Source organism: Pseudomonas syringae (assembly GCF_001698815.1).
Classification (GTDB): Bacteria; Pseudomonadota; Gammaproteobacteria; order Pseudomonadales; family Pseudomonadaceae; genus Aquipseudomonas; species Aquipseudomonas syringae_A.
On record NZ_LGSI01000050.1, the window covers coordinates 246970 to 267728 of the forward strand.

21 protein-coding genes are annotated in these 20759 nt (G+C 59.1%); 9 read left to right on the plus strand and 12 right to left on the minus strand.

Translation table 11 applies throughout. From position 1 onward, the window contains the following. Nucleotides 1–134: 134 nt before the first annotated feature. Both AFK24_RS16940 and AFK24_RS16945 read left to right on the plus strand, forming a co-directional pair. Entirely contained in the window at nucleotides 135–1442 is a 1308-nt protein-coding gene (locus AFK24_RS16940) for an Nramp family divalent metal transporter (RefSeq protein WP_170826350.1), read from the plus strand. A 79-nt stretch (nucleotides 1443–1521) separates the two neighbouring features. Continuing rightward, complete coding sequence (locus tag AFK24_RS16945) at nucleotides 1522–2994, plus strand: MFS transporter (RefSeq protein ID WP_065834290.1); 1473 nt, start codon at nucleotides 1522–1524, stop codon at nucleotides 2992–2994. 25 nt (nucleotides 2995–3019) lie between these two features. On the opposite strand, the gene AFK24_RS16950 is transcribed toward AFK24_RS16945, so the two are convergent. From AFK24_RS16950 to AFK24_RS16970, 5 genes are all read right to left on the minus strand, one after another. Continuing rightward, complete coding sequence (locus AFK24_RS16950) at nucleotides 3020–3271, minus strand: hypothetical protein (protein WP_065834291.1); 252 nt, start codon at nucleotides 3269–3271, stop codon at nucleotides 3020–3022. A 117-nt stretch (nucleotides 3272–3388) separates the two neighbouring features. Next, nucleotides 3389–3583 (minus strand): hypothetical protein, encoded by a 195-nt coding sequence (locus tag AFK24_RS16955; protein ID WP_065834292.1) that lies wholly within the window; start codon nucleotides 3581–3583, stop codon nucleotides 3389–3391. A gap of 72 nt (nucleotides 3584–3655) precedes the next feature. Further along, nucleotides 3656–3895: a hypothetical protein gene (locus tag AFK24_RS16960; RefSeq protein WP_065834293.1), complete on the minus strand. Its 240-nt coding sequence runs from the start codon at nucleotides 3893–3895 to the stop codon at nucleotides 3656–3658. Nucleotides 3896–3998: 103 nt separating this feature from the next. Beyond that, nucleotides 3999–4193: a hypothetical protein gene (locus tag AFK24_RS16965; protein WP_065834294.1), complete on the minus strand. Its 195-nt coding sequence runs from the start codon at nucleotides 4191–4193 to the stop codon at nucleotides 3999–4001. 47 nt (nucleotides 4194–4240) lie between these two features. Continuing rightward, nucleotides 4241–5158, minus strand: coding sequence for a bestrophin family protein (locus AFK24_RS16970; protein ID WP_065834295.1), 918 nt, complete (start codon nucleotides 5156–5158; stop codon nucleotides 4241–4243). Between the two features lie 181 nt (nucleotides 5159–5339). On the opposite strand from AFK24_RS16970, the gene AFK24_RS16975 reads away from it, so the two are divergent. Continuing rightward, entirely contained in the window at nucleotides 5340–5927 is a 588-nt protein-coding gene (locus AFK24_RS16975; protein WP_065834296.1) for a LysE family translocator, read from the plus strand. On the opposite strand, the gene AFK24_RS16980 is transcribed toward AFK24_RS16975, so the two are convergent. Together AFK24_RS16980 and AFK24_RS16985 are read right to left on the minus strand one after the other, a co-directional pair. Continuing rightward, nucleotides 5924–6754 (minus strand): AraC family transcriptional regulator, encoded by an 831-nt coding sequence (locus AFK24_RS16980; protein ID WP_065834297.1) that lies wholly within the window; start codon nucleotides 6752–6754, stop codon nucleotides 5924–5926. The genes AFK24_RS16975 and AFK24_RS16980 overlap by 4 nt on opposite strands. Before the next feature lie 80 nt (nucleotides 6755–6834). Beyond that, the gene (locus tag AFK24_RS16985; RefSeq protein ID WP_065834298.1) at nucleotides 6835–7734 is read right to left on the minus strand and encodes a LysR substrate-binding domain-containing protein; all 900 of its coding nucleotides are present in this window, start codon (nucleotides 7732–7734) and stop codon (nucleotides 6835–6837) included. Between the two features lie 315 nt (nucleotides 7735–8049). Between AFK24_RS16985 and AFK24_RS16990 the strand changes: the two genes are divergently transcribed. Then, nucleotides 8050–8808 (plus strand): SDR family NAD(P)-dependent oxidoreductase, encoded by a 759-nt coding sequence (locus AFK24_RS16990; RefSeq protein ID WP_065834299.1) that lies wholly within the window; start codon nucleotides 8050–8052, stop codon nucleotides 8806–8808. A 99-nt stretch (nucleotides 8809–8907) separates the two neighbouring features. Here the strand turns inward: AFK24_RS16990 and AFK24_RS16995 are convergent, their stop codons facing one another. Together AFK24_RS16995 and AFK24_RS17000 are read right to left on the minus strand one after the other, a co-directional pair. After that, on the minus strand, nucleotides 8908–9216 hold the full coding sequence (locus tag AFK24_RS16995; RefSeq protein ID WP_065834300.1) for an RcnB family protein: 309 nt from the start codon (nucleotides 9214–9216) through the stop codon (nucleotides 8908–8910). 131 nt (nucleotides 9217–9347) lie between these two features. Continuing rightward, nucleotides 9348–10205 carry an SDR family oxidoreductase gene (locus AFK24_RS17000; RefSeq protein WP_065834301.1) on the minus strand — a complete coding sequence of 286 codons (858 nt, stop codon included), beginning with the start codon at nucleotides 10203–10205 and terminating at the stop codon, nucleotides 9348–9350. Nucleotides 10206–10292: 87 nt separating this feature from the next. Here AFK24_RS17000 and AFK24_RS17005 point away from each other — a divergent pair, with 87 nt between their 5' ends. Further along, nucleotides 10293–10688: a winged helix-turn-helix transcriptional regulator gene (locus AFK24_RS17005; RefSeq protein ID WP_065834302.1), complete on the plus strand. Its 396-nt coding sequence runs from the start codon at nucleotides 10293–10295 to the stop codon at nucleotides 10686–10688. Nucleotides 10689–10755: 67 nt separating this feature from the next. Here AFK24_RS17005 and AFK24_RS17010 read toward each other — a convergent pair whose 3' ends face one another. From AFK24_RS17010 to AFK24_RS17020, 3 genes are read right to left on the minus strand one after another with little or no spacing between them, the layout of a single operon-like run. After that, on the minus strand, nucleotides 10756–11982 hold the full coding sequence (locus AFK24_RS17010) for a c-type cytochrome (protein WP_065834303.1): 1227 nt from the start codon (nucleotides 11980–11982) through the stop codon (nucleotides 10756–10758). Next, a complete protein-coding gene (locus tag AFK24_RS17015) occupies nucleotides 11979–13742 on the minus strand; it encodes a GMC family oxidoreductase (protein ID WP_065834304.1) in 1764 nt (587 codons plus the stop codon). Before AFK24_RS17015 ends, AFK24_RS17010 begins: the two co-directional genes overlap by 4 nt. 6 nt (nucleotides 13743–13748) lie before the next feature. Then, nucleotides 13749–14498: a gluconate 2-dehydrogenase subunit 3 family protein gene (locus AFK24_RS17020; RefSeq protein ID WP_065834305.1), complete on the minus strand. Its 750-nt coding sequence runs from the start codon at nucleotides 14496–14498 to the stop codon at nucleotides 13749–13751. 456 nt (nucleotides 14499–14954) lie between these two features. On the opposite strand from AFK24_RS17020, the gene mrdA reads away from it, so the two are divergent. The 4 genes from mrdA to ddpX all read left to right on the plus strand — a co-directional run bounded on the left by mrdA (nucleotide 14955) and on the right by ddpX (nucleotide 20665). Further along, complete coding sequence (mrdA, locus tag AFK24_RS17025) at nucleotides 14955–16844, plus strand: penicillin-binding protein 2 (protein WP_065834306.1); 1890 nt, start codon at nucleotides 14955–14957, stop codon at nucleotides 16842–16844. A 241-nt stretch (nucleotides 16845–17085) separates the two neighbouring features. Next, nucleotides 17086–18804 (plus strand): ubiquinone-dependent pyruvate dehydrogenase, encoded by a 1719-nt coding sequence (gene poxB / locus AFK24_RS17030; protein ID WP_065834307.1) that lies wholly within the window; start codon nucleotides 17086–17088, stop codon nucleotides 18802–18804. Between the two features lie 384 nt (nucleotides 18805–19188). Beyond that, entirely contained in the window at nucleotides 19189–20049 is an 861-nt protein-coding gene (locus AFK24_RS17035) for a MurR/RpiR family transcriptional regulator (RefSeq protein ID WP_065834308.1), read from the plus strand. Between the two features lie 55 nt (nucleotides 20050–20104). Beyond that, a complete protein-coding gene (ddpX, locus tag AFK24_RS17040; RefSeq protein ID WP_065834309.1) occupies nucleotides 20105–20665 on the plus strand; it encodes a D-alanyl-D-alanine dipeptidase in 561 nt (186 codons plus the stop codon). The last annotated feature ends 94 nt before the right edge of the window (nucleotides 20666–20759 follow it).

Genomic DNA, 20759 nt, shown 5'->3' on the forward strand with positions numbered 1-20759 from the left:
AAAGGGGTGTGTGATGAGGATCAAGACGGTATCTACATGATGAAGGCGGCGATATTTTGCATATCAAGATATGTCGCAAAACTTTAACATCGACACCTCGTCCCGTTGCCCGTCTGGTCCCCGTGAAGTTCAAACTGCCCACCACTGCCACTGCACCGTTTTGCCCGTCCGCGGTTACCGATAGCGTCGCCATTCCCGCCAATGCCTCGTTGGCGCGCAAGATGATGCTGTTTGTCGGCCCCGGCCTGCTGGTTTCCATCGGCTACATGGACCCCGGCAACTGGGCAACGGCCATTGAAGCTGGCTCGCGATTCGGTTATTCGCTGCTGTTTGTGGTGGTACTGGCGAGCCTGTCCGGCATGGTGTTGCAGAACCTGTGCTCGCGGCTGGGCATTGCCACCGGGCGCGACCTGGCGCAGTTGTCGGCAGCGCGTTACAGCCCGCGCGTCGCGAAAGGCCAGTGGTTATTGGCGGAGCTGTCGATTGTCGCCACGGACCTTGCCGAGGTACTTGGCGCGGCCTTGGCCTTTCATCTGTTGCTCGGCGTCTCCATCACCGTCGGCGTGGCGTTGACTGCCTTCGATACGCTGATCGTGCTGGCCTTGCAGGGCGCCAACTTCCGACGTCTGGAGGCCATCGTCCTGGGGTTGATTGCGACCATCGGCGCCTGTTTTACGGTCGAGCTGATCCTCATCAAGCCATTCTGGCCGGATGTGTTTGCAGGACTGAAGCCAAGTTGGGATGTGCTCAGTGGCCAGGAGCCGCTGTACATCGCCATCGGTATCCTCGGCGCGACGGTCATGCCGCATAACCTCTATCTGCATTCTTCAGTGGTGCAGACCCGGGTCAACGGCAGCGATAACGCCAGCAAGGCCAGCGCGATCAAGTTCGCCCGCGTCGACACCATTGCATCCCTGAGCCTTGCGCTGCTGATTAACGCTGCGATCCTGATTCTGGCGGCCGCCGCATTCCATCAGAGCGGGCATACCGAGGTGGTGGAAATTCAGGACGCTTATCACTTGCTTGACCCCTTGGTGGGCGGTGCCGTGGCCAGCGTATTGTTCGGCATAGCCTTGCTGGCGGCGGGGCAGAGTTCGACGTTTACCGGCACCATCGCCGGCCAGGTGGTCCTCGAAGGTTTCTTGCAGGCCAAGATTCCCTGCTGGCAGCGGCGGTTGATCACCCGCGCCCTGGCGTTGATTCCTGCGTTAATTGGCGTGATGTGGCTCGGCGATAGCTCGGTAGGCAAGATGCTGGTGCTCAGCCAAGTGGTGCTCAGCCTGCAACTGCCATTCGCCCTCTGGCCGTTGATTCGCTTCACCAGCGACCGGCATTTGATGGGGCCGTTCGTCAACAGCCGGTTGGTGCAGACCGCCGCCTGGAGCCTGTTCGGCCTGATCTCGGCGGCGAACCTGACGCTGCTGTGGTTCTGGATCAGCTGATTTCGACCTGAACTCCGTGGACGCCTTTGACTCACAACCCTGTCAATAGATCAGGTGTCTGCGAGCAGGAGCGAGTCCTTTGAAAGTCGAGAGTGCAAGTCTTCCCGGCGCCGAGCGGGAAAAGGGCAGGGTTTTCGAGACCGACTTACCCGCGCGTCTTGATCGTCTGCCCTGGGGGCGTTTCCACACGCTGCTGGTGTTCGCGCTGGGCATTACCTGGCTGCTCGACGGCCTGGAAGTGACGCTGGCCGGTTCGGTATCGGGCGCGCTCAAGTCCAGCGAACTGCTGCAGATGTCCAACAGCGAGATCGGCCTGGCGGGCGGGGTTTACATTGCCGGCGCAGTGTTAGGTGCCTTGTTCTTTGGCTGGCTGACCGATCGCCTCGGTCGTCGCAAGTTGTTCTTCATTACCTTGCTGCTTTACGTCGGCGCCACTGCGGCTACTGCATTTTCCTGGAATGTCGCGAGTTTTCTGTTGTTTCGCTTTCTCACCGGGATGGGCATCGGCGGTGAATACACGGCGATCAACTCGACCATTCAGGAGTTCACCCCGGCGCGCTACCGTGGCTGGGTGGACCTGACCATCAATGGCACATTCTGGCTGGGCGCTGCATTGGGGGCGGCAGGCTCGATCGTCTTGCTCGATCCGCAATGGGTCGGCGGCGACCTAGGCTGGCGGTTGTGCTTCGGCATCGGCGCGGCACTCGGGCTGATCATCCTGTTCATGCGCTTGTGGCTGCCGGAAAGTCCGCGCTGGTTGCTGATCCACAATCAGGCGGATCAAGCGCGACGCATCGTCGAGCAGATCGAAGCAGGCATGATCAAGCAGGGCCACCGATTGCCCGATGTCACCAGCAAACCGCTGCGTTTGCATGCCAGGGATCACACGCCGCTGCGGGAGATATTCCAGACCTTGTTCGTCAAGTTTCGCCAGCGGGCGTTGGTCGGCATGACGCTGTTGACTGCCCAGGCGTTCTTCTACAACGCGATTTTCTTTACTTATGCGCTGGTGCTGACGGACTTCTACCAGGTTCCGGCTGAGCAGGTCGGCTGGTACGTGTTGCCTCTGGCCCTGGGCAACTTTTGCGGCCCGCTGCTGCTGGGGCGTTTGTTCGATGTGATTGGGCGCCGGGTGATGATCAGCCTGACCTACGGAATCTCCGGCGTGCTGTTGGCCATTAGCGGCTACTTGTTTGAGCAAGGCGTTCTGGATGTGACGCAGCAAGCAATTGCCTGGATGGTGATTTTCTTCTTCGCGTCCGCTGCCGCCAGTTCAGCGTATCTGACGGTGGCCGAGACCTTTCCCCTGGAAATTCGCGCATTGGCGATTGCCGTGTTCTATGCCTTTGGCACCGGCCTGGGCGGGATTATCGGGCCGAGCCTGTTCGGCTATCTGATCCAGACCCATGACCGCAGCAACGTCCTGATCGGCTATTTGATCGGAGCGGGGCTGATGATAGTGGCTGCAATTGTCCAGGGGATCTGGGGCGCAGCCGCTGAGCGCAAGTCGCTGGAACAGGTGGCCAGGCCACTGTCGCAAGCTCAGGATTGAGCGGGCGGCGCTTGACTCATGGTACTTAATGCAGGGCGAATAGCGCGCCGCGTTTGGTCAGCAAAATATGATCGGCGGAGAGAAACAGCAGGCCCAATGGGTCGCTGAGTACGCCGTAGATGAAATGACCGGTGATCATGTCCAGCTCGAACAAGTCTCTCAGACCCAGAAGGTTATTCTCTGCATCCCCTCGCAGGGCCAGTGACGAGCTGTAATCAACAATTGATAACTGAGCGATCAATGACTGCAGTAAGGCTGAATTGCTCTCGATAGACATGGTGTTACCCTGAAGTACAGCGTACAGATTGGAACGCTATCCAAGTAGGAAGCCTGTCATCGCAGTTGGTTCAGTTCCTTGTTGCTCAACAGGATCAGAGGTATCAGCAGGACCGGATCAAGGTGTGATCCGGTCGGCAATGGTCCGTAAATCATCGACCGTATCTTGCAGCTTGACGACCTGATGACTCACATCTGCGGCATCCTTGGCGTGGATGGAGTGCTGCAGAAAGACAGCATGACCGGCCAGGCTCAGGGAAATGCTTTCCAGATCATTTGCGGTTTTTTGCAGGTCTTGCTGAATTTCTTTCAAGGATCAATGCTCACGGTTGCGACTCAAAAAGCCGAATCGTTTGGCCATTGACGTCAGCAGGATTTTCAGCGTTTATTTACTGCGCGCCTTGGCCTCGGCTGCCAGGCATTCCAGAGCGAACTGCTCGGTGTAGGTCATCTGGATCGGGGTTGTTTCGCCCTTGACGGTACGTTCGCCTTCCAGGATGTAGCGCATGCGTTTGTCGGTGACACCAATGCGCTTGGCAATCCAGGATGGCGTCTGACCGATGCGGCTGATCAGTTTGTCAGCGTATTCGGTGGCCGGGTTGTAATGTTCAGCGTTGGGAGTCATGTCGCGTCCAGATAAAGTGTTGCGGCGATGGCATCGCATTCGGGCGACATAGTGCTTGAATCAGCACCCCGTGTCTCCTGCGGGCAGTCAACAAATCCGCTGATTACTCGTCTTCCTGTTCGGAATAGGAGTCCAGCAGCGCTGCCAGGGCCAGGGTGCGTTGCAGCCCGGAAGTCGTCGCCATGATTTCGGCGACTGCGGCAATCGCCGCAGCCTTGGCTTCGGCGCGCTCTGCGTCGGTGTGGTTAAGCGTGGCGTCCTGCGCGGCTTCGATGATCGATTGCTCAAAGCTGTTCATAGGTGTGCTCGGCAAGGGAAGGTTTTCCGGATAAGGCCTTGAAACGGCTACAGCTGCACATCATTGACAGGCTCCAGGCGAGGTGGGGCGGGTTCGTCGAGCATGTCCAGCACCGAGATTTCGATGTCACGGCACAGTGCGTTCAACGGCAGATCATTGGGTTGGGTGTCGAAAGGGTCGGCGATCTGGTCGCCCAGCGCGTCAAGTCCGAAAAAAGTATAAGCCAATACCAGCACCGCAAACGGCGTAAACCAGCCGATGCTGTCCACCAGGCAAAACGGCAGCAGGAAGCAATAGACATGCACGATGCGGTGCAGCATCAGAATGTAAGGGTAGGGGATCGGCGTATTACTGATGCGTTCGCAGCCGCCCAGTACGTAAGACAAGCGGTTCAGCTGCTGATCCATGTCGGTTTTCAACGGGTCGCCGATGCTGCTTTGCCGCGCCTGGTCCATCAGCCGTTGGCCGATCAGGCCCAGTAGTACGCTTGGCGGGTTTTCCTTGTCGAAGGTGGCGCGTTGCAGCGCTGGCTCCAGCAGCCGGCAACTGTCCTCACCGGGTTTCTCGCCGCGCAGCCAGTCCTTGAGCAAGTAGCTGAAGGCAATCAGCGCATCGAGGAGGGCGCGTCGTTCGGTCGACGGCAGGTTGGGCATCATGCTCAGGCTTTGCCGGGTCAGGTTGCGGGTCACAATGGACAGCTCGGACCACAAGGTGCGCGCCTCCCAGAACCTTTGGTAAGCCACGGTATTGCGAAAGCCGAGGAAGATCGCCAGCGTCAGCCCCCACAGGGTGAATGGCGTTGCGGTCAGCACCACTTTGTAATCGAACAGCTTGCCATGGGTAGCAACCACCACCGAACTGATCAGCATCGTGAACAGCACTTTGGGCCAGATCGCCGGCACGATGGTGCCGCGGATGGCAAATAACAGCGCCCAAAGGGACGGTTTCTGTGGGCGGGTAATCATTCAGCAACTCTGTCTGGGGAAAGCAATGCCCGTAATTCTGCCCTATCGGTGCCAGATGATCAGCATTTGCGTTGTGTCTCTGCGGGTTTTTTGCACATCGCTGGGTAATTTTCTTCAATACCCAGCCGGTGCGCGTCTTTACCGTGATCGACTCATTTCCGGGTTAAGTCAGGGTATTCAGATGAGTGTGTTTCTTTCCATGGCGGCCTTCGCACTGGCTTCGTCGATTACGCCGGGACCGGTCAATATCGTTGCCCTGAGTTCGGGGGCCAGATTTGGCTTGGGACCGGCGTTGCAGCACGTAACCGGCGCAACCCTGGGCTTCACGTTATTGCTGGTGTTGACCGGTTTCGGATTGCATGAGGTGCTGATTCAGTGGCCGTTCCTGACCCAGGGGATCAAGTGGGCAGGGGTGGGTTTTCTGTTGTACATGGCGTGGAAGCTGGCCCGTGACAACGGTCGCTTGAGCGTCGATCAGGCCAGCGACCGGCCGTCGATGCTGTACGGCGCGGTCATGCAATGGCTTAACCCCAAGGCCTGGCTGGCGTGTATTGCCGGCATGGGTGCCTTTGCCGCCAGCGGTGAGGCGCGGCTCATCTGGCAGTTTGCCGCGATCTACCTGGTGATTTGTTACTTGTCCCTGGCGTGCTGGGCTTTTGCCGGGACTTTCCTGCGCCCCTATTTAACCAGTGCGCTGGGCATTCGCGTGTTCAACCGCTGCATGGCCTTGCTGCTGGTGGGCTGCGCTGGGTATCTGCTGGCCGCTTAAAGCTTGTATTGGCCTGGGGTCGCGGCGAGATGTTTCTTGAACGCTCGTTGAAAATGCGCCTGATCGGCAAAGCCGGTTTCCTGAGCTACATCGGCGATCAGCCGCCCGCTTTTGAGCTGCGTGCGGGCATGTTGAATCCGTCGATTGATCAGGTAGGCATGGGGCGTCATGTGGTAACGCTGCTCGAAGGCGCGAATCAGGTACGACGCCGAGATATTCGCAGCGCCGCAGATATCGTCGAGGCTGATCGCTGCCTTGAAGTTATCGTTGATGTAGTGCTCAGCCCGTTCCACGCGATCCACGGGTTGGTCGGCATGCAGGACGGCACTGCCCAGTGTCTGTTGCATCTGGGTGAAGAAGGAAACCGCAGCGCATTGTTTACCGAGCACATCCGTTTCGGTGTCGATCAACGTGGCATACAGCTGATTGATCCCCCGAAACAGCTCGACGGAGCTGCTGTGAGTCTGGGCGATGGGCTGGAAATCAAGGTTGGTGTCCATGCCCAACTGGTGCTGAAGGTTTCGTAGCCACAGGCTGTCGACGTACAGCATCAGATATGACCAATGCTGGTCGGCAATCGGGTTGCAGGCATGCACATCGCCGGGATTCATCAGCACCACTGTGCCGCTTTGGACGCGGTGGCTGGTCTTCTCATGCAGGTACGTGCTTTGCCCGGCGGTGATTGCGCCGATGGAAAACACCTCGTGAGAATGCTTGGCGTAACAGAATTTGCGCCCATCGCCCACCGAACGTGCCTCGATGAAAGGCAAGCGAGCGTCGCGCCAGAAAAACGGTGCGGCCAAGCGTTTGGCGCTGTCCTGGTCCATGCCGATTCAATCCCGAGGCGTAGTAGTAGAAAGTGAGATTAGCCTATCCCGGGTTCGCACCACCAATCCGGGATCGGCATTCAAGCGGCGTTGTGTAACTCGATCAAGCCCTGAAACCAGTCCATAAACACCCGACATCGTTCCGGCAGATGGCGTCGATGGGCGTACACCAGGGAAATCTTCATCGGCGCGGGACGAAACTCAGGCAGGATTTCAATCAAGTCACCGCGCATCAGATGTTTGCGCATGCCCATGCGCGGCGACTGGACGATGCCCAGATTGCCCAGGCAAGCGGCCTCATAAGCCTGCACATTGTTGACGGTCACGCTGTGCGGCATGGCCACTGTGCGGGTTTTGTCCTGATCCTGGTATTCGAAGTGCGCGGTGCTCGCGCCGAACGCCATCACATAATTGATCAAGCGATGCTGCTGCAAATCCGCGAGGCTGGTCGGGACGCCATGCTGCCGGGCGTAACCGGCGCCGACGCAATTGACCATCGGCAAGTCGCCCAGGTTGCGCGCCACCAGATGCGAGTCCGGCAGCTCGCCGATGCGCAAAACGCAATCGAAGCCTTCGCGCACCAGATCGACCCGACGATCCGTGCTGCTGATTTCCAGATCAATCCCTGGATGCTGGCTCAGGAATTCACTCAAACGCGGCAGAAGGATGTTGTGCGCCATGGCGGTCGGCATGTCGACCCGCAACCGACCGCTGAGCATTGCATCGCTGCGGAACAAGCCTTCAAGCTCATCCATCTGCGCCAGCATGTCTTTGCTGCGTTCGTACAACAGCTGCCCATCAGGCGTGACCTGAACCCGGCGCGTGGTTCGTAATAACAGGCGCGTGCCAAGCAGTTCTTCGAGGGCCTGGACCTGTTCCGACACGGTCGAGCGCGGCAGGCCCAAGGCTTCGCTGGCTTGAGTGAAACTCGACAGTTCGGCGACGCGCACGAAGGTGCGCAACAGTTCCAGTTTGTTCATGCCGAATGAATCTCCGTAGATACCGCCTTGATCCCATCACACAACCCGTAGGACCGGCTTTAGCCGGGAGGAGGCCGGTACATTCGCAGCAGTTGCGTCGTCTGACCTTGCGCCCTCCCGGCTAAAGCCGGTCCTACGGACCCTGTGTGCTGGCCGACATCGCGGTGTAAGCGACATGGATAAATCCTCTGCGCGGCTTTCCTTCAATTGTTCGCTTAAAGCGTCTAGTCATTTCGCTTATCAGCAGTTTATCGCTAGTGGATCGAACAATAGACTCGTTCCCACTCCCTGACCACTCTCTTCGAGGAAATACCCATGAGCAAGAAAATCGCTTTGATTACTGGTGCCAGTCGCGGGCTTGGCAAAAGTACGGCGTTGCACCTGGCGGCCCAAGGTGTCGATGTGATCGGCACCTATCACAGCAAGCAGGCAGAAGCCCAAGCCGTGGTCGCCGAAATTGAGGCCCTTGGCGGTCGTGCGCACATGCTGCAACTGGATGTCAGCGACAGCAGCAGTTTCGATGCTTTCAGCGCGCAGGTTTCCCGGACGCTGGCGGATGTTTTCCAGACCAGTCAGTTCGATTTCCTGGTCAACAATGCGGGCGTCGGCATCTACAACAGCTTTGCCGAAACCAGCGAGGCGCAGTTCGATCAGTTGGTGGATATTCACTTCAAGGGGCCGTTTTTCCTGACCCAGAAACTGCTGCCATTGCTGGCCGATGGTGGGCGCATCGTCAACGTATCCAGCGGTCTCGCACGCTTCAGCCTGGTCGGTTACGCGGCGTATGCCTCGATGAAAGGTGCCATCGAAGTCTGGACCCGTTACCTGGCCAAGGAACTCGGACCACGCGGCATCAACGTCAACGTGCTGGCCCCCGGCGCGATTGCAACGGATTTTGGCGGCGGGACAGTGCGGGACAATGCTGAAGTCAACCAACTGATAGCGTCCAGCACCGCACTGGGACGGGTCGGTGAAGCCGATGACATCGGCGCGGCGATCAGCATGTTGCTGGGTGACGGCGGGAAGTGGATCAACGGGCAACGGATTGAGGCGTCAGGCGGGATTTTTCTCTAAAACCCGTTGGAGTGAGGCATGCCCGCGAAGGCGTCAAAACTGGCGATGAAAAATGCGACCAGACGATGATTCGCGGGCAAGCCTCGCTCCTACAAGCTGTTATTTTCTGATCGGCACGATCTCGGTGATCTGACCGTTGGTGATCTGCACCATCACGTACTTGTCATTGATCTTGACCCACTGGGCTTCTTTGGACGGTGCTTTGAGGCCGTGCTTGCTCCAGTCCTTCATGCCGGCTTCAGGGCGCTGGAATTTTGCTGGCGCCCGGGAACCCAGTTCCAGATCACGGATATTCTCTTTGGATTGTTCAACTTTCGGTTCAGGCTTTTCCTGAGCCTGGACGGCGACATTGGTGACAGAAACGCAGCCAAGAATAGCCAGACAAGCGATGAGCGATTTACTGTTCATAAGTGGTTCCTGATTTGCTAACGGCTCAGTGCGTAATGCTCTGTTCGTGTAGCTAGGACCACCGTTGCCAAAAAACATTCGGTTTGAAGTTGCCGTTCGCCTCAACTGCAGAAAGGTGAACGGCACGACGATCAGTTTTTCAGTTCAGCCGCGACGGTCTGTGCCAGTGGCACGGTTCGGCGACCGATCAGCGAACTGAGCTGATGCCCCTCATCGAACAGCGCACCCTTGGACGCGCCGACATCCGAGTTAGCCAACAGCGCCGCGACGAAATTCGGCAGGCCGGCCTGAACCAACGCGGCTTCGAAGTCGGCTTGAGGCAGGTCGGTGTAGCCGATGGCTTGGCCGGTCTGCTTCGACAGTTCCGCAGCAAACTCGGCCAAGGTGTAGGAGTCGTCTCCGGCCAGTTCGTAGGTGCGACCCGCCTGATTGTCCTTGGCCGTCAATACCGCCACCGCCGCAGCGGCGTAATCAGCTCGAGGCGCGGAACTGATCCGACCACCGCCGGCGCTGCCGAACACCGCGCCATGAGCCAATGCGCCGGGGATGCCCGCAGTGTAGTTTTCCGTGTACCAGCCGTTGCGCAGCAGCACGAAAGGCAGGCCTGATTTCTGTAGCGCCGCCTCGGTTTGGCGATGTTCGACGGCCACGCTCAAGGGTGAAGAATCGGCGCGCAGCACGCTGGTATAAGCGAGCAGTTGAACGCCGACGCGCTTGGCGGCATCGATGACGGCCTGGTGCTGCGCCGCACGTTGGCCCAGTTCGCTGGAGGAAATCAGCAGCAGCGTTTCAGCACCTTTGAACGCGCTGTCCAGGGTTTCTGGCCTGTCGTAGTCGGCATGCCGGACCTTGACGCCCAAGGCAATCAGGTCGGCGGCTTTTTCCGGAGTGCGTACAGCCGCGACGATCTGCGAGGCTGGAACGACCTTGAGCAATTGTTCGACTACCAGGCGGCCGAGCTGGCCGGTTGCACCGGTGACAATGTACATGGCAGATTTCCTTGCTAGGCATTTAGTGAAGCCCAAGCATAAGCATCATGCTAACCTTTCGTAAGTACGTACAAAAAGGTAAGTGTCATGACGCAAAGTGCCAAGGTTCCCACAGAGTTCTGTTCGACCATCATGCAAGCCCGCTCCGGGGAGCTGATGGCCACCGATTGCCCGTCGAGAATTATCCTCAGCCATGTCTGTAGCCGCTGGGGCGTGTTGGTGTTGGTGGTGCTGCGTGGCGGCATGCATCGCTTCAGTGAGCTGCGCCGCAAGATCGGCGGTGTCAGCGAGAAGATGCTTTCGCAAACCCTGCAGAATCTCGAACACGATGGTTTTGTCGAGCGCAAGGCGCTGCCCGTGGTGCCGCCCCATGTCGAATACCGGTTGACGCCTCTGGGGGAAGAAGTGGCGTTGCAGGTCGATACGTTGGCGAGCTGGATCGAAGGGAATCTGCCAAGGATCATGGAAGCGCGGGGCTCGTAGGATTTCATTCCGAGCAAAAAAATGCCCGACCTCATCACAAGGCCGGGCATTTTTTATTGCAGCGCTTTTACTTGGGCTGCAATTGCTCGCGCACAGCCTTTACGTCCGCGCTGGACACGGCCGGTGCCGCGTTGCCCCAGCTATTGCGCACGTAAGTCAGGACGTTGGCGACGTTGTCGTCGGACAGCGCCCAGCCCAGGGATGGCATCGCCGGTGCGGTCGGAGCCGCATCGGTGGCGCCAGCGCGGCTGCCGGCCAGTACGACACGAATCATCGACGATGCATCGGCACCGTTGACCAAAGGCGCCATGGCCAGTTTCGGGAACAGGTTTTCTGTGCCTTCGCCGTTGCCGACGTGGCACGCCGAGCAGCGATCAGCGTAGATCGCCTTGCCCGCGACCATCGCGCTATCCGTAGCCGCCAGGGCTTTCGGCGGATTGGCCGGTTTGCTGCCGTCCTTGAGGAACACCGCGACCGCCATCAAGTCTTCGTCTTTCCAGTGCTGGGAAGAGTGCTCGACTTCTTCGGCCATGGGGCCTGAAGCGATGTCGAAGCGGTTGGCACCGGTTTTCAGGTACTTGACGATGTCGTCCTCGGACCAGCTGCCAATGCCGCTGTGGGCATCGGCAGTGATGTTCGGCGCGACCCAGTTCTGCAGGTTGGCGCCACCGAGGAACTGGTCGTTCTTGTCACCGCCGGTCAGGCTTTTCGGCGTGTGGCAGGTGCCGCAGTGACCCAGGCCTTGCACCAGATACGCGCCACGGTTCCACTGCTCGGTCTTCTTCGGATCGGCCTTGAACTCGCCTTCCTGGAAGTTCAGCAGGTTCCAGCCCAGCAAGCTGGTGCGGACGTTGAACGGGAAGGGCAGTTGGTTGGTTTCGACCTTGTTGTCCGCTGGCTCGATGGTTTGCAGATAGGCCCAGATCGCCTGATTGTCCTGACGCAGCACCTTGGTATACGCCGTGTAAGGCATGGCGCCGTACAGACGCTTGCCGTCCAGGCCATGACCTTTGGACATGGCGTTCTGGAAATCTTCGAAGCTCCAGCGGCCAATGCCGTTGACCGGATCAGGGGTGATGTTGGCACCCAACAGTTTGCCGAACGGCGTGTCGAGCACGACACCACCGGAAAACGCTGGTTTGCCGGGCAGAGTGTGGCAAGCCGTGCAGTCGCCCAGGGTGGTCAGGTAACGACCTTTTTCCACCAGGTTGTAGGAGTCGGCACCGGTGGCGCCGTGTGCGACGTTAAGGGCCAGGCCTAGCACGCCTACGCAAACCGAAAGAAGAGTCTTCATACGGTGATCATCTCCCCAGGGCGTTTCAGGTAGCGGGTGCGAATCGCGTCGGCGGCCTTGAAGGCCAGCGCCGCAACGGTGCCGGTGGGGTTGTAGCCGGGGTTCTGCGGGAAGGCGGAAGAGCCGACCACGAACAGATTCGGCACGTCCCAGACTTGCAGGTATTTATTCACCGAACTGGTCTTCGGATCGGCGCCCATGATGAAGCCGCCAACGATGTGCGAAGACTGATACGGCGCGCTGTTCCAGTGACCGGTTTGCGCGCTCGGGACCATTTGCCTCGGGTTCATGCTCTTGGCGATTTCCTGGACTTTACCCGTCACGTAGGCGGCCATCTTGCGGTCGTTCTCCGGGAAGTCGAAGGTGATGCGCAACAGCGGTCGACCCAGTGGATCTTTATAGGTCGGGTCCAGCGACAAGTAGTTGGTGCGCGTCGAATAGCTGCTGGCTTCACAACCGATGGACATGGTGCTGGCGTAGTTCTTCACCGTCGCTTGCTTCCACGCCGCACCCCAGGCCGGAGTGCCGGGTGGCAAAGGCCGCGAGTCGATAGGTGCAGCGCCAATCGGGGTTACCCGGGTGCTGCCGCCGCCAACGAAACCCAGACCCGAATGGTCAAAGTTGTCGTTGTTGAACTCGTCGATGCCCATGCCGATGGCGCCGCCACCGATGAAGGGGTTGAAGTTCTTGTCGTCGAAGAACATCCGCACGCTGTTGGCGGTCTGGTACGCGTAGTTGCGGCCCGTGGTGCCGGTGTTGGTGACCGGGTCGTAAGGCTTGCCAACGCCGGAAAGCAGCATCAGGCGCACGTTTTCGAAGATGAACGCGCTGATCACCACCAGGTCGGCCGGTTGCTCGAACTCGTCACCGTTGGCGTCGACGAAGATGATCCCGGTCGCACGTTTGCCGGTGCTGTCCATGGTCACGCGCAGCACTTCGCAGTTGGTCTTGGCAGTGAAGTTCGGCTTGCGAATCAGCACTGGCAACACCGTGGTGATCGCGCTGGCCTTGGAGTAGTTGGCGCAGCCGTAGTTGGTGCAGAAACCACAGAAGGTGCAGGCGCCCATGGTGATGCCAAGGGAGTTGGTGTAAGCGCGGGAAACCAGCGCCGATGGCACCGGGAACGGCTTGTAACCCAGGTTGCGCGCGGCTTCGGCGAACAGGACCGGGGCGTAGGTCTGCTCGGTCGGCGGGTTCGGGTATTCTTCCGAACGTGCGCCTTCGAAGACGTTGCCGCCTTCCTGGATCACGCCCTTGATGTTACCGGCCTTGCCGGAAACACCGGCCAGACGGTCGAACTTGGTGTAGAACGGCTCCATCTCTTCCCAGTCGGTGCCCCAGTCTTGCAGGGTCAACTCAGGGGACAGTTCTTTGCCGTAACGCTCGGTCAAATGGCTGTGCAGACGAAATTCGTGGGGCTGGAAGCGGAAGCTGATGCCCGCCCAGTGATTGCCCGCGCCGCCCGTGCCGTTGCCGGGGTGGAAAGAACCCCAGGTGCGCATCGGCAACGCCGTTTCGGTCACACTGTTGCGCATGGTGGTGGTGTTTTGCTTGGTGCGCAGCATCAGTTCCTGACGGCGCGAATAGCGCAGCTCGTCGGTGGCCGAAGCGATATTGAAGTCACTTGCCGTGTCGCGCCATGGGCCACGTTCGAAGCCGATAACGCTCAGGCCTTCATCGGCCAGTTCGTTGGCGATGATGGAACCGGCCCAGCCGAGTCCGACAACCACGACGTCGGTGGAAGGTAGTTTCTTTGCCATGTCGAATTAACCCTTTTTGTTCCAGGCGGAGCTGCCGATGATGGAAATCGGTACGAGGTCGAGCTTCTGGTTATGCAGACCGATGTAGTCGCGGTAGTCATAACGCGCGCCGGGGAAACCGATCATTTTCCACGACACCATGTCGCGGTTGCCGCCATAGATCGGGTCGGCGAAGAAGCCTTCCATCGTGTTGCCCAGCACCTGCTGGAAGAACAGCTTGGCGTCGATGCCATCGAGGCTGATCGCACCTTTTTCCAGATCCGTCAGAACCTTGTCCTTGTCTTCGGCACTCAGGGCGCTGAAGGTTTTCTGAAACTGCTTCTGGCAGTAACCCGCCAGGCCGGCGAGTCCCAGGCGATAACGCTGTTGGGGCACCAACGGCGACTGATCGCCCTGCATCGGCGTGCCTTTTTCGAACGGACCTTGCATATACAGGCGGTCGAACGTGCCGTATTCACCGGCCAGCTGACGGTCGATGAACACCGCGCAACCGGCGTCCTTGCCGCTGACGCTCAGGTCGTCGGCAGGGATGAGCCGTTCAACGATGGCTTCCACTTCGCGCGCTTCGTCGGCGGTAAAAAACTGCCAGCCTGGCGTGTCGTAGTGCATCGGACCGTTACGGTCGAACGGCACCCATTGCGGCAGGCCAGCCAGGGTCGCAGCCTTGGCGCTGGCGGCCGCACCGACGGCGATGGACGTGGCGGATGAGACCAGGAGTTGGCGCCGGGTCAGGCCTTTGGAGGGTTTTTCAGACATTCAGGACTCCTGCGAAGACCGCTGACGGGCGAACACAAGCAAGCCCCGTCAAGGGCTGGTTCTTCGAGATCAGTGCACGGTTTTACGTCCGCGTCAGGCAACCGACGGGACGAATGAGAGCTAACGCGAGGGTGTGGCATTTAGTCTCTGGTAATGCGGCATGCATAAGGCGCACGCTAAGCGGGCGAAACCCAGAGTCCGTCGCCATCTTTTCCACGGGTTTAACCATCATAGATGTGTTACTAAAAGTTGCATTGCCTTCATTTCGCAATTAACTATTACGTTATTTGCAACAATTCCTCTGCTTGATCGCCTCTGGTACCGTTTTCAGAAGACAAATCTCTTTATATTCATGCTTGTTGGTATCGTGCGCAGGCATAATCCAGGAAATATTTATTCATACATATTTTCGCGTAACCTTCCAAACGTTCGTCATTCCACCGAGAAGCTGTAGTAATGCCCGATCCGATACCTTTGAAGGATCACGAAAAAGAGACGCGTCTGGTCAACAAACGGTTGATCGCCTGCGCCCTGTTCGTGGCCATATTGAGTTGCTGTCTGGTGGCCAGGATGTACTTCCTGCAAGTCACCGAATTCGCCTATCACTCGACGATTTCCGAAAACAACCGCGTGCATGTGTTGCCGATTACGCCGGAACGCGGGCTGATCTTCGACCGCAACGGTGTGGTGCTGGCCGACAACCGTCCCAGTTTCAACCTGACGCTGACACGCGAGCGTGCCGGGGATTGGCGTCGGGTCATCGACGAACTGATGGAGCTGCTCAAGCTCCCCGACGAAGACCGGATTCTGTTCGATAAAGACCTCAAGCAGGCACGGCATCCCTTCGAACCGGTGACGCTGTTATATGAGCTGACCGAAGAGCAGATAGCCGTGCTGGCAGTGAATCAGTTCTTATTACCAGGCATCGAAGTCGAGCCGCAGTTCGTGCGTCATTACCCGCTGGGTGCGCATTTCGCCCATTCCATCGGCTATGTCGGGCGCATCAACGAGAAAGAGTCCAAGCAACTGGATTCTGTGGACTACCGAGGTACGCAGTCCATTGGCAAGACCGGCATCGAGCGTTTCTACGAATCGGAACTCCACGGTCATGTGGGTTATGAGGAAGTCGAGACCAACGCTCAGGGCCGGGTATTGCGAGTGCTCAAACACACTGATCCGACTGCCGGCAAGAACATCACCCTGAGCCTGGATATCCACCTGCAGGAAGCGGCCGAAGAAGCCTTGGGCGACCGCCGTGGTTCGGTGGTGGCGCTGGATCCGGAAACCGGCGAAGTGCTGGCCATGGTCAGCAAACCGAGCTTTGACCCCAACCTGTTCGTGACCGGTATCAGCTTCAAGGAATACGCCGCGCTGCGTGATTCCATCGACCGGCCACTGTTCAACCGGGTGCTGCGCGGGCTCTACGCGCCGGGCTCGACCATCAAGCCGGAAGTCGCGATTGCCGGCCTGGACAGCGGCGTGGTCAATGCCTCGACGCGGGTCTTCGACCCCGGCTATTTCCAGCTGCCGGACTTCGATCACAAATACCGCAACTGGAACCACAGCGGCGATGGCTGGGTGGACCTGGACGCGGCGATCATGCGCTCCAACGACACCTACTTTTACACCCTGGCGCACAAGCTGGGCATCGACCGCATGCACGACTACATGACCATGTTCGGCCTGGGTCAGAAAGTTTCGCTGGATATGTTCGAAGAGGCCGCAGGACTGATGCCGTCCCGCGAATGGAAACGCGCCACGCGGCGGCAGGCGTGGTTCCCCGGTGAAACGGTGATCCTGGGTATCGGCCAGGGCTACATGCAGGTCACGCCGTTGCAACTGGCGCAGGCAACTTCGTTGATCGCCAACAAAGGCGTGTGGGTTCGGCCGCATCTGGCGATGACCGTCGGCAATGTCGCGCCGGTCGACGAGCACCCGATGCCCAATATCGTGTTGCACGACCCGAATGAGTGGAATCAGGTCAACGAAGGCATGCAGATGGTGATGCATGATCCCCGAGGCATCGCCCGCGCCGCAGCCTTGGGTGCGCAATACCGCATCGCGGGCAAGAGCGGCACCGCGCAAGTGGTGGCGATCAAGCAGGGCGAGCGCTACAACCGCTTGAAGACCCTGGAACGTAACCGGGATAACGCTTTGTTTGTCGGCTTCGCCCCGGCGGCACATCCGAAGATCGTGGTGTCGGTGATGATCGAGAACGGCGAAGCCGGCGGCCGGGTTGCCGGTCCGGTGGTGCGACAGATCCTCGACGCGTGGCTGCTGGACAAGGACGGCAAGCTCAAGGCGCAATACGCCCCGCAGGCCAAGCCGGATGTGCCGCATGTGTAGGGGCCAAGGAGCGCTCGTTGGACGAATGAAGCGCGACCTGTGGGAGCGAGCTTGCTCGCGAAGAGGCCAGTGCGGATGGTGCTGTCAGGTAGACAGCTTCGCGAGCAAGCTCGCTCCCACGATGATTCTGCGCCGCCCGTAAGAGCCAGGTTCTGAACTTGTCCCGGCTACAGCGGGTCGATGACTGATGCGTGTCGCAATCCCGGCGCGATCCAACATCTGTCTCGACAAGGAATCCCGCATGTCCAAGACCATCGCAGATCACCTCGCACAGACCCTCGCCGCAGCCGACGTCACCCGTATCTGGGGCGTTACCGGTGACAGCCTCAATGGCTTGACCGACAGCCTGGAAAAACTCGGCGCCATCCGCTGGATGCACACTCGCCATGAGGAGGTCGCTGCGTTTGCTGCCGGAGCCGAAGCGGCGGCTACCGGCAAGCTGGCGGTGTGCGCGGGCAGTTGCGGGCCGGGGAATCTGCATTTGATCAACGGACTGTACGACTGCCATCGCAGCCGGGTGCCGGTCCTGGCGATTGCTGCGCATATTCCTTCGTCGGAAATCGGCCTCGGTTACTTCCAGGAAACCCATCCGCAGGAACTGTTCAAAGAGTGCAGTCACTTCGTCGAACTGGTCACCAACCCCGAGCAGTTCCCTCGCGTCCTGGAACGCGCCATGCGTGCCGCGATCAGCCAGCAAGGCGTTGCGGTCATCGTGCTGCCCGGCGACGTAGCCTTGAGCGATGCGCCGGATGTCCCGGCAAAGTGGGTCAATGTTGCCGCGCCCAGCGTCACGCCGGACGATGAGGACATTCAGCAACTGGCCGACATTCTCAATGATTCCAAGGCAATCACTTTGCTGTGCGGCGCAGGTTGTGCCGACGCTCATGAGCAAGTCGTGGCGCTGGCCGACCGACTCGGTGCACCGGTGGTTCACGCCTTGCGCGGCAAGCAATACGTGGAATACGACAACCCCTTCGACGTGGGCATGACCGGTCTGATCGGTTTCAGCTCCGGGTACCACGCCATGCTGTCCTGTGACACGCTGGTCATCCTCGGCAGTAGTTTTCCGTATCGCAATTTCTATCCGACTGACGCGAAGATCGTGCAGATCGACCTCGATCCCACTGCGCTCGGGCGGCGTACCCCGATTGCCCTGGGCCTGGTGGGCGGGGTGAAGGAAACGGTTTCGGCGTTGCTGCCCAAACTGGATCGCCACGAGGACCGTCGCTTTCTGGACAAGGCCCTCAAGCATTACGCCAAGGCGCGGGAAGGGCTGGATGAATTGGCCACGCCGTCATCGCCGGGCAATCCAATCCACCCGCAATACCTGACCAAGCTGATCGATGAGCAAGCCGACGCTGACGCAATCTTCACCGTCGATGTCGGCACGCCAACGTTGTGGGCCGCACGTTACCTGCACATGAACGGCAAGCGCACACTCATCGGCTCGTTCAACCACGGCTCGATGGCTAACGCGATGCCGCAAGCGCTTGGCGCCAAGGCGGCATTCCCGGAGCGTCAGGTGATTTCCATGTGCGGTGACGGCGGGCTGTCGATGTTGCTGGGCGACTTGCTCAGCGTGCGCCAGTTGAACCTGCCGATCAAAATGGTGGTGTTCAACAACGGTTCGCTGGGCTTTGTCGACATGGAAATGAAAGCCAGCGGCTACGTTCCCCACGGCACCGATCTGTACGAAACCAACTTCGCCGGAATCGCCCTGGGCGCGGGGGTTCTGGGGATTCGCGTAGAAAACGCTGAGGAACTGCCAGCGGCCTTGCGCAAGGCCTTCGATCATCCGGGGCCGGTCCTGCTCGACGTGGTCACCGCCAAGCAGGAACTGGGCATCCCGCCAAAAATCAAACTGGCCCAGGCCAAGGGCTTCAGCCTGTACATGATGCGTGCCGTACTCAGCGGGCGCGGGGATGAGGTGTTTGAGTTGGCGAAGACTAATTTGCGCTAGCGCTGGAGGTGGATGCCGTCTTGATCCTCATCACACAACCCGTAGGACCGGCTTTAGCCGGGAGCAGGCCGATACATTCGCAGCAGTTGCGTCGTCAGACCTTGCGCCCTCCCGGCTAAAGCCGGTCCTACGGATCCTGTGTGCAGGCGGACATCGCGTCGCCAGCACGTTGGCTCTACCCAGTACACGAACGGGCATTTTCTGCCCATTAAAAGCGCACTTTGATCGCCTGCTGCACCGACTTGAATCACCCCAATCAATCTCCGAAAAATCAGCAAAAAAGGCGTTGTATTTCCTCGAAATCGAATGTTATGTTGATAACACTTCGAGATGGCGTGAGTCATTTCTAACATTTCTCGCGCCAAGCAGGATGCTGAATCCAGCATGAATTCCACGCCAACTCCCAGCTTCCTCGATACCCTCGAACAGCGCTTCACTGAGCTGACGCCTACTGGCAAGCGCATTGCCGGTTACTTGTTGGCCAATCCGCAGCAACTGCCGTTCGAGACGGCCGACAGCATCGCCCAGCAGACCGGCACCACCGGCATTTCCGTGGGGCGTTTTTTTCGCTCGCTGGGCTATCGCAATATCGATGATGTGAAGCAAAGCCTGCGCGGCGCATCCCCGCACAGTTGGGTGCTGACCGATCGACTGGGTGCCTTCCGTGAAGAAGCGACCCAAGGCGACGCCCTGGAACGTTCGTTGAATCGCGAACTGGAGGCGATCCAGCACGTTTATGCCCTGGCGCGCAGCGAAGCGTTTGCCAGCATTGTCGAGCGTATTCATGCCGCCGATGCGGTATTTATCGTCGGCGTGCAGACCACCCGCGGCATCCTCAATACCTTCTTCAGCCACCTGGAATACATCCGGCCAAAGGTCTACTACGTTGACGGTTTGTCCGGGACCTATGCCGAGTCGTTGAACTCCGATTTCGAAAACCCTTACGCAATCATTGCCGACTTCCGAACCTACTCCAGCATGACCCGAAAGTTCTGCGAGGCTGCCAGCAATCAACGGCTGCCGTTGGCCTTGATCACCGACTTCCATTGCCCCTGGGCACGGGATTTTCCCCTTGATCTGCTGCAACTGAAGTCCGACGTCGGGCAGTTCTGGGATTCACCGGCACCGCTGGCATGCCTGTTCAATCTGATGGTTTCCGCTGTGGCCGAGCGGTATGGCGACAGCCTAGACGAGCGCCTGGCGAAGAATCGTCAGTTGCAGGAATTGTTCGGCCAGTTTGAATAACGGGTTCGGCCGTCGAATTGCCATTTAATGATCCACGTATCACTGGAGTAATCGCGTGAACAACAGCCCACTTGTCGAAGTCGACGCCAATGCCCTGCAGGTCGACATCGACCTGATTTATGCCGGTGCCGACAATCTGGCTGGCAAGGTGATTTATCAGGACCCGCGCTGCCTGCTGCATGTGGACGCCGAACGTTGTCTGCGCCAAGCCAGCCGCCTGGCGCGCCAGGCGGGCTACCGGCTGCGGATTTTCGATGCCTATCGCCCGCCGTATGCGCAGCTTCTGCTCTGGCAGGCGTTGCCGAACCCGGAATATGTGCGTGACCCAAGCCTGGGTTCGCATCACAGCCGTGGTGTCGCAGTGGACCTGACGCTGCTCGATCCGGACGGTCAGCCGCTGGACATGGGCACCGGTTTCGATGACATGCGCGAACCTTCTCATCAGTTTTATGCCGACCTGCCGCCTGCGGTGCAGCGTAATCGCCTGATGCTGCTGGGCATCATGCTGGCTTCAGGTTTTCGGCACATCGACAGCGAATGGTGGCACTACGAATTACCGGAGGCCGACGACTATCCGTTGATCGATGAGCAGACCATCTGCACCGCCAGCCACTGACAGCACTGACGTTTTATAGGACCGGGACGACCATGAATCCCGGCTTGAATCCGGCGTGATCTTCCTGGAGAAAACGCCGTTTTCGGACGCAAGT